The sequence below is a fragment of the Vibrio sp. L5-1 genome, assembly GCF_021728315.1.
Classification (GTDB): domain Bacteria; phylum Pseudomonadota; class Gammaproteobacteria; order Enterobacterales; family Vibrionaceae; genus Vibrio; species Vibrio splendidus_K.
This window is the reverse complement of record NZ_JAKKCQ010000020.1, coordinates 1-7,482: the sequence shown is the minus strand read 5'-3', so window position 1 is coordinate 7,482 and position 7,482 is coordinate 1. Positions and strand designations below refer to the sequence as shown.

General features: G+C 41.5%; 6 protein-coding genes and 2 pseudogenes. 5 read left to right on the top strand and 3 right to left on the bottom strand.

All coding sequences use genetic code 11. The features are described from left to right. The 3 genes and pseudogenes from L3V35_RS25155 to L3V35_RS25145 form a co-directional block, all read left to right on the top strand. Positions 1-611: pseudogene (locus tag L3V35_RS25155) on the top strand (alanine/ornithine racemase family PLP-dependent enzyme); the annotation flags it as partial. Further along, positions 568-933 carry a type II secretion system pilot lipoprotein GspS-beta gene (gene gspS2 / locus L3V35_RS25150; RefSeq protein WP_237300836.1) on the top strand — a complete coding sequence of 122 codons (366 nt, stop codon included), beginning with the start codon at positions 568-570 and terminating at the stop codon, positions 931-933. The pseudogene L3V35_RS25155 and the gene gspS2, both read left to right, overlap by 44 nt. After that, complete coding sequence (locus L3V35_RS25145; protein WP_004735670.1) at positions 934-1,164, top strand: hypothetical protein; 231 nt, start codon at positions 934-936, stop codon at positions 1,162-1,164. It abuts the gene before it with no gap. 164 nt (positions 1,165-1,328) lie between these two features. Here the strand turns inward: L3V35_RS25145 and L3V35_RS25140 are convergent. The 3 genes and pseudogenes from L3V35_RS25140 to L3V35_RS25130 form a co-directional block, all read right to left on the bottom strand. Then, a pseudogene (locus L3V35_RS25140) lies at positions 1,329-1,925 on the bottom strand (tyrosine-type recombinase/integrase). 187 nt (positions 1,926-2,112) lie between these two features. Beyond that, on the bottom strand, positions 2,113-3,240 hold the full coding sequence (locus tag L3V35_RS25135) for an HD domain-containing phosphohydrolase (protein WP_237300835.1): 1,128 nt from the start codon (positions 3,238-3,240) through the stop codon (positions 2,113-2,115). A 690-nt stretch (positions 3,241-3,930) separates the two neighbouring features. Next, positions 3,931-4,971: an IS110 family transposase gene (locus L3V35_RS25130; protein ID WP_237300834.1), complete on the bottom strand. Its 1,041-nt coding sequence runs from the start codon at positions 4,969-4,971 to the stop codon at positions 3,931-3,933. A 306-nt stretch (positions 4,972-5,277) separates the two neighbouring features. On the opposite strand from L3V35_RS25130, the gene ltrA reads away from it, so the two are divergent. Both ltrA and L3V35_RS25120 read left to right on the top strand, forming a co-directional pair. Then, positions 5,278-6,750 (top strand): group II intron reverse transcriptase/maturase, encoded by a 1,473-nt coding sequence (gene ltrA / locus L3V35_RS25125; RefSeq protein ID WP_237300833.1) that lies wholly within the window; start codon positions 5,278-5,280, stop codon positions 6,748-6,750. Positions 6,751-6,979: 229 nt separating this feature from the next. Next, a partial coding sequence (locus tag L3V35_RS25120; protein WP_237300832.1) for an Rpn family recombination-promoting nuclease/putative transposase occupies positions 6,980-7,482 on the top strand: 503 nt, incomplete at its 3' end.

Here is a 7,482-nt window from a genome sequence, read left to right as displayed (position 1 = left end):
AAATATGAATATTCTTTCTGAGCTTGCCGATGGAATTGAAGCTACATTTGGGATCAGTCTAGAAATTATTTCAGGGGGTAATTCTGCTTCAGTTAACTGGGCTCTTCAGAGAACAGGCTTAACTCGAGTAAATAACCTTCGTATAGGAGAAGCAATTTTTTTAGGCTGTGAGCCTTTAGAGCACGAAAATATCAAAGGCTTACATACGAATGCGGTTTCTTTGACCGCTGAAGTGATTGAATCCAAGGCTAAACCGACTTTGCCTTGGGGGAGTCGGGGGTTAAATGCTTTTGGTGAAAAAGAAAGCCTTCAAGATAGAGGGGAGGTCTCACAAGCTATTCTAGCATTAGGCCGCCAAGATGTTTGTGTCAGCGGGCTTAAGGCTCCGAATGGGATTAAGATCATGTCTTCAACCAGTGATCATCTTGTCCTTGAATCCTCACAAAAACCACTATTTGTAGGGGAAAAAGTCACATTCGGTTTAGATTACAGTGCGCTCTTATCTTCTATGTCTTCACGTTATATCCATAAATATTTTAAGGCACCTAAAGGGAGAAGAAACGCATAATGCTACGAACAGCAGTAATTATTTCCGTCAGTGTCATGCTTAACGGTTGTCAGATAAGCCCAATGAAATCTAGTGGGCTTGCCGATTATAGAGCGACGGTTATCTCAAGCCAACTGCCACAAGAGTTAGGCTCAATCACACTCGTAAATGCTCAGTCAGAGGGCAATAGTGTCACTCTTGTTTTCATAAAAAAGAAAACGTTGAATATGGACCGCTTAGTAGAAAAAGTCGCCGTTAGTTTTTGTGACAACATCGAAATAAGACCTTTATTAGACAACGGGATCTCTTATCGAATCATTACCTTAGGAAAAAATGAGAAAGTAGAAAGCCTTAACGTCATTTCTCTAGCTAAGTGCTCTAATTGAATGCTTAGCAGTCGAATGGATAAAAGCCAATACGAGTTGTTCAATGTACTCAATGACACTATTTTATTGAGGTTTGACCGCCTTACTCCTTGGGAAAAAAACTTTATCACAGAGTTACACCATAAGGTCGTAACTAGACAACTCATTTCAATTAAACAAAAACAGCTTGCTTTAAAAATCTCAATGAAAGCCTATAAATCAAAGAAGAAAAACGCGCGTTCCAACGTTTAATTTAAGCTTGTGTATGCCTAATCTGTTCAAGGTCCTCTAAACCTTGGACAGATTAGTAGTATTTGCACTTAACGTATTGAAAATAATCAAGTATAGAGGTGAATGGGTAACAACTTTCAGCGTAATGGCAATTGAAACAACTAAGTATTTAGGTTCCTTTTCGATTAACACTCAGTACCTTTTGAAAGCAACAATGCATCTTCTAATTCAACCCCAAGATAGCGGATTGTATTATCTACCTTGGTATGACCAAGTAGTATCTGCACCGCTCGGATATTTTTCGTTTTTGCGTAGACTAACGTTGCTTTTGTTCGCCTCATCGAGTGAGTGCCATACAAGTTAGGATTCAACCCCAGATTAGAAGCCCATCTCCTCACTAAGTATCGATAGTACGAATAGCTAATCGGTTATTGCTTTCGCCTTTGGCTTGGGAAAATAAAATTGCTGTCATGTAGCGAAGCCATCAAAATCCATTTCATTAGACTCTGTTGCGTTCTTGTCGTTATCTCAAATTGAACTTCAATATCTGTTTTGCGCTGGATATGCTTAACGCGGTTAAATATCCTATCTTGCGAAGATACATCGCAAACTCTGAGAACGAGCAAGTCACTTGCTCTAAGTTTGCTATCAATAGCTAAGTTGAGCAACGCAAGCCGCATCAAATTATTTTCAATTTCTAATCTGGTTCTGATCCGCCAAATTTCCTCAAGTCGAAAAGGCTTTTTGACGCCACTTCGTTTCGTTTTGTTGAAAACTACCATGATGGCCTCCTTTTTGATTGGTCATCACGATTGTAGTTGCAAGGAAATGGACAAAAATAATTTAGGGCAATTACTTAAATTGAGTATGTTCGAATTACCTTTTTATGGCAAACCAAACTCTTTAGCAATTAGGAACAAGCTAACTTGGAGCGTGGCTAAAGATTATTACTACATTTGTGCCACATTTTTATTGTAAATTCACAGGTGTATACAACCCACCTAAAGTCTCATCTTCTTTGTAGCAAGTAAGGAAAGCGTCTACTACACAGGGGTCGTATAGTTTATTTCGGCCTTGTTCTAAGGTATTGATAGCTTTCTCCGCTCCGACAGCCTTCCTATATGGTCTATCACTTGCCATAGCATCGAAGGTATCTGCAACAGCTATAATCCGAGCCTCAAGTAAAATTTCATTCCCTTTGAATCCGTTTGGGTAGCCCGAGCCATCCAACCTTTCATGGTGCTGTTCGATCATTTCGACGATTGGCCAAGGAAAAATTACTTCATGAAAAATCTTTGCTCCTACTTCTGAATGACTTTGGAGTAACTTGTACTCTGCTGGCATGAGCTTCCCAGGCTTATTTAAGATTTGAGACGGGATCGTAATTTTCCCGATGTCGTGAACCAATGCTCCAATGACTAGTCCTTCTTTAACAGAGTCTTCTAGTGAAAGTTTATCAGCTATAAGATTACATATATGAGCGACATTACGTTGGTGAGAGGAAGTGTATTCATCACGAATTTCAAGCGCACGAGATATTGCGCCTAGCATATTAGTCATAATCGCGATTGGGGTAGAAGAATCAAATTCTAGCTTGTTTTTAGCTAATCCAGATTCGATCTTACTTACCTTTGTTTGTACCTGAGGCCAGATGTCATTGATCATACTGTAAAAATAACTTACGAAGTCATGAGTGTATGGTTCGTTGTTGTTGCTTATACCGATGACTGCAACTACGTCATTATTTTGTATTACGGGAAGACTGAAGTGATGAGTTAGTTTTATGTGGCCTTTCGGTAAAGAGTCATCTATGGAATAGTTTGCATCATAGTGGTTGTGTATTACGGGCTTTTTCATTCTTATACTATCTGCCCATATTCCTGCAGATGATAGTGGGTAGTGAGTTTCATAACTGCAATGGCAATGTTCCAAAACAGAGGTTGACCAAACATTTAATACGATTTCTTCGTTAGTATGAGAATAGAAGTGGAAATATCCGATATCGCTCTTGGCTTCTTGTACAAAAAAATCAATGAGATCTCGATAGAAGTCATGACTCGTTAAATATTTCTTTCTTGTAAGAAAATCTATACTCATAGAGCTTTCAGTCCGTTAAAATCGATATTAACTTTAAGTCTAGTTCTTTTTCGCGTATTTCATCTGACATTAGCAGAATTTAGGCTGGCTAAGAAAGTGCTTGTTCTGGCTGAAACTAATATTGGGGCGTGCGACGTGAAGTCGTATGAAGCGCTGTTCACCGCTTAATGTGTGAACCATCTGTATCACCAGATGAACCTAAGGCTCTGAATAAAGTAGCGAGCCTGACAATGTAACGAAGGTTGGTCATAGACCAATCGGGATCAAAATCGTGAGAGGACGCTCCTCCTGATAACCACAATCGGGTGAGTGCTAGGTAGTCAGCATGATGAACATAAGTGTGTCCGCATAAGGTGCGTTATGTTATGAAACAGCGGAAGTGGTTAATACGCTGTGGCCAAAAGGCACGAGAGTCGGAAAGGGATTGCCCCATGCTCTTTCGTGATCGTCGAACTCTCCGCACTTATATGGACTCCTCGTTTTAATCAATGCCTTTTTAAATAGAACGATAGTTGCGCACTTATATACGGGCTCTTATTGGAGAGCTACTCCTGCCCTTTGATGTGTTCGCTCCAATGGTCCGAGTCTATAGCGCAGTATCTAAGTACTTTTGTGCGGATCTGAATTCCATTGGTTGTATTATCGCTTTATTTTATGCAAGTCATTGAATTAAAATTTAATTAACACTACTTATGCTTGAATCGCCAATGGGTGATACTCACTATCACTTTTTATGAGTGCAACGGCGGTTCTAACCGTCTTATTTGCCAGAGCAATAGCAGCTATTTTCTTACCACGTCGCTCTATCATAGATTTTAACCACCGTTCTTTTTCTGTTGTTGGTGCTCGAAGTGTAACTTTGTACACTATAGACATTGCTCCTTGATACAAGAGGCTTCTCAAACGCTTATCTGCGCAACTTTTAGAAATATGCCCTATACGCTCTTTACCGCCAGTAGAGTGTTGTTTAGGCGTTAATCCTATACAAGCAGACGCATCTCGACTTCGAACAAATTCTTTACCATTACCTAAACGTACCATTAGACCTAATGCAACGATTGGCCCAACTCCTTCTAGTTTACTAAGCTTTTTACAGATTTTATTTTGACTAACATGCTCTGTGATTAAACCGTCGTAGTATTCTATTTGTTCTGTATACATAGCTAATAAATCAGATTGAGATGCGAGTACTTGGCGTAAACAATCTGGTAACCCATTTTCTGCATCTTCTAATATTTCTGGGATCCGTTTTGCTAAAGGAGTTATTCCTTTGGGCAAAACGATGCCAAATTCCATTAAGAACCCACGCATTTGATTACTAAGTGCTGTTCGTTGGGCTATCTGTAATGCCCGAGCACGATCCAAACACTGTAGTCCTTGCTCTTCTTCAGACATCTGACTGCAACTAGATATATGAGGAAGTAGAGCGGCAACCCCTATCGCATAAGCATCATTCTTATCCGTTTTCTGTTTGAGTTGTAGACCTGTAACTGCACGAGGGGGGATGACTTTAATTTCGTAATTATTTTTCTTCGCTAAGCGAGCCCAGTAATGAGAACCACCACAAGCCTCCATGACCACTAAAGAAAACTTCTTCTTTCCAGTTAGCAGTCTGATCAAACTAGTACGGCTGATAGCTTTGTTCATGAGAACTTCACCATTGATTCTCATATAGCAAACTTGAAATGAGTTTTTCGCTAGGTCGATGGCAAGTATTAGATTGTCTTCCATATCTGAGCTCCACTATTTTTACAGGTGTATTTATAACGTAGTCCCCGAGGGGAGAGGAGTCCATACATCTATAGCGGGCATCTACACTGACACTGCGCAACATACGGAACACGGTAAGCCTGTATCACTCCCTCTGGGAAAGCCTTCGTGGCCGATAGTGATGCAGGTATAGGAGGTTGGAAAAAACGAATGCTGCATTGTAACGATGCAGATACAGACTTGTGTCTGGTCACGAAAGTGAGCCCACTTCCGACTGGTCTCCCGTTGCGAGAGAATTTGAAGAACTTTATTCAAGGAGAAATGCAAATGATGATCTCAAAAGAGATTAGTGCCGCTCCTGACAGCGCTCAATGGCAGTCAATTGACTGGAAATCTGTTGAGGCGCATGTATTAAAGCTTCAGATGCGTATCGCAAAGGCAACGAGAGAAGGTAAACGTGGCAAAGCGAAAGCATTGCAATGGATACTGACTCACTCTCGTTCAGCAAAGCTTCTTGCTGTTAAACGAGTATCGCAAAACAAAGGCAGTAAAACGTCTGGAATAGACGGTGTCATTTGGAACACAGACACACGTCGCATGAAAGCCGTACATCAATTGAGTCGAAAGGCCTATCAAGCTAAACCACTCAAGCGTATCTATATCCCCAAAAAAAATGGCAAACTTCGACCATTGGGCATCCCATGCATGATAGATCGAGCGCAACAGGCACTTTATCTATTAGCATTAGAGCCTGTGTCTGAGGGTCTTGCCGATCCTAACAGCTACGGTTTTAGACCAAGGCGCAGTACTGCTGACGCAATCGGACAGTGTTTTATCTGCTTAAGTCAGAAACGGTCAGCACAGTGGGTTCTCGAAGGGGACATCAAAGCCTGTTTCGACAAAATCGGGCATCAATGGCTGATGGACAATATTGTTGTTGATAAACGTATGTTGGGACAATGGTTAAAGTCTGGCTTTGTAGACAAAGGGCTATTTCAAGACACCGATGAAGGCACGCCTCAAGGCGGGATTATATCCCCAACCTTGATGTTAATGACGCTCTCTGGTCTCGAACAGCAGATTAAGTCTACCGCTCTCAAAAAGGGTGCAAGAGCTAACTTTATTGGATACGCCGACGATTTCGTCGTCACTTGTGCTTCAAAGGAAGTATTAGAGAACGATATCAAACCGTTGATCGCTGATTTCTTAGCAGAAAGAGGCCTAACACTTTCCGAAGAGAAAACGCATATCACTCACATTAATGATGGCTTTGATTTCCTAGGTTTTAACCATAGGAAGTACAAAGGGAGATTGCTCATTAAACCGAGTAAATCCAACACGTTGATGTTCTTGAGTAATCTGCGTGAACTCGTCAAAAAGCACGTAACCCTACCAGTGAATGATCTTATCAAACTGATAAATCCGAAACTTAGGGGGTGGTCGAACTACTACCGACACTGCGTTGCCAAACAAGTATTCGGATATGTAGGCCACAAGCTATTCCATACATTGTGGCACTGGGCAAAAAGGCGCCATCCAACAAAGTCTAAAACTTGGATCGCCCTAAAATACTTCATCAACCGAAAAGGCCAGTGGCAGTTTCACGGTTGGCAGAAGATCATGGATATGGATTGCCAGTTCAATCTCTTCCAAATAGCCAAAGTGCCAATAGAAAGGCATGTGAAAATCCGAAGTGCAGCGACTCCATTTGACCCTCAATACCAAGAATACTTGGCTAAAAGGAAGTCCAAAAGGCTAGCTCGTAACTCTTGGAACGAACCTGCTCCGACTGCTTTATAAGTTGCTGGGTATCAAACGATGCCTTCGTGGAGGCTTGAGCCTAGTGCAGTGAAAGTTGCACGCTGGGTTCTTAGGGAGACGGCACTTGGTAACAGGTGTCGTCCACCCGACAAAGATTACTTAGAGTAAATAAACTAAATTGTGTGAATGAACTAAATTGATGTGTAGAAGGAAACCAACGTGGTGCATAATTTTTATCATGGTACTGATTTGATGTTAGGATAATGGAATGAAAAAGACCACGCCAACGCCCCATGATGCGCTCTTTAAGCAGTTTCTCACTCATCCTGAAACCGCTAAGGACTTATTGGATATTCACCTGCCTGCTGAGCTGCGTGAAATCTGTGATTTGACGACCCTAAAGCTCGAATCAGGCTGCTTCATAGAAGAAAACTTACGGCCTTATTATTCGGATGTCCTTTATTCTCTTAAAACGTCTCAGGGGGAAGGGTATGTCTATGCGTTAATCGAGCACCAGAGTCGGCCAGATAAACACATGGCATTCAGACTGATGCGTTACGCTATCGCTGCCATGCAACAGCATATTGAAGCGGGTCATGAGCACTTACCCTTGGTGATACCTTTGCAGTTTTACCATGGTCAAGTCTCGCCCTACCCATATGAAATGAATTGGTTAAAAGGGTTTGCTAACCCTAAGATGGCTAAGGCTCTCTATACTCAAGATTTTCCATTGGTCGATGTTACGGTCATCTCCGATGATGAGATAATGCA

What these genes read in the sequence shown, in the direction of transcription:
- gspS2 (WP_237300836.1), top strand. Translation starts at nt 568, where the DNA reads ATGCTACGAACAGCAGTAATTATTTCCGTCAGTGTCATGCTTAACGGT.
- L3V35_RS25145 (WP_004735670.1), top strand. Translation starts at nt 934, where the DNA reads ATGCTTAGCAGTCGAATGGATAAAAGCCAATACGAGTTGTTCAATGTA.
- L3V35_RS25135 (WP_237300835.1), bottom strand. Translation starts at nt 3,240, where the DNA reads ATGAGTATAGATTTTCTTACAAGAAAGAAATATTTAACGAGTCATGAC.
- L3V35_RS25130 (WP_237300834.1), bottom strand. Translation starts at nt 4,971, where the DNA reads ATGGAAGACAATCTAATACTTGCCATCGACCTAGCGAAAAACTCATTT.
- ltrA (WP_237300833.1), top strand. Translation starts at nt 5,278, where the DNA reads ATGATGATCTCAAAAGAGATTAGTGCCGCTCCTGACAGCGCTCAATGG.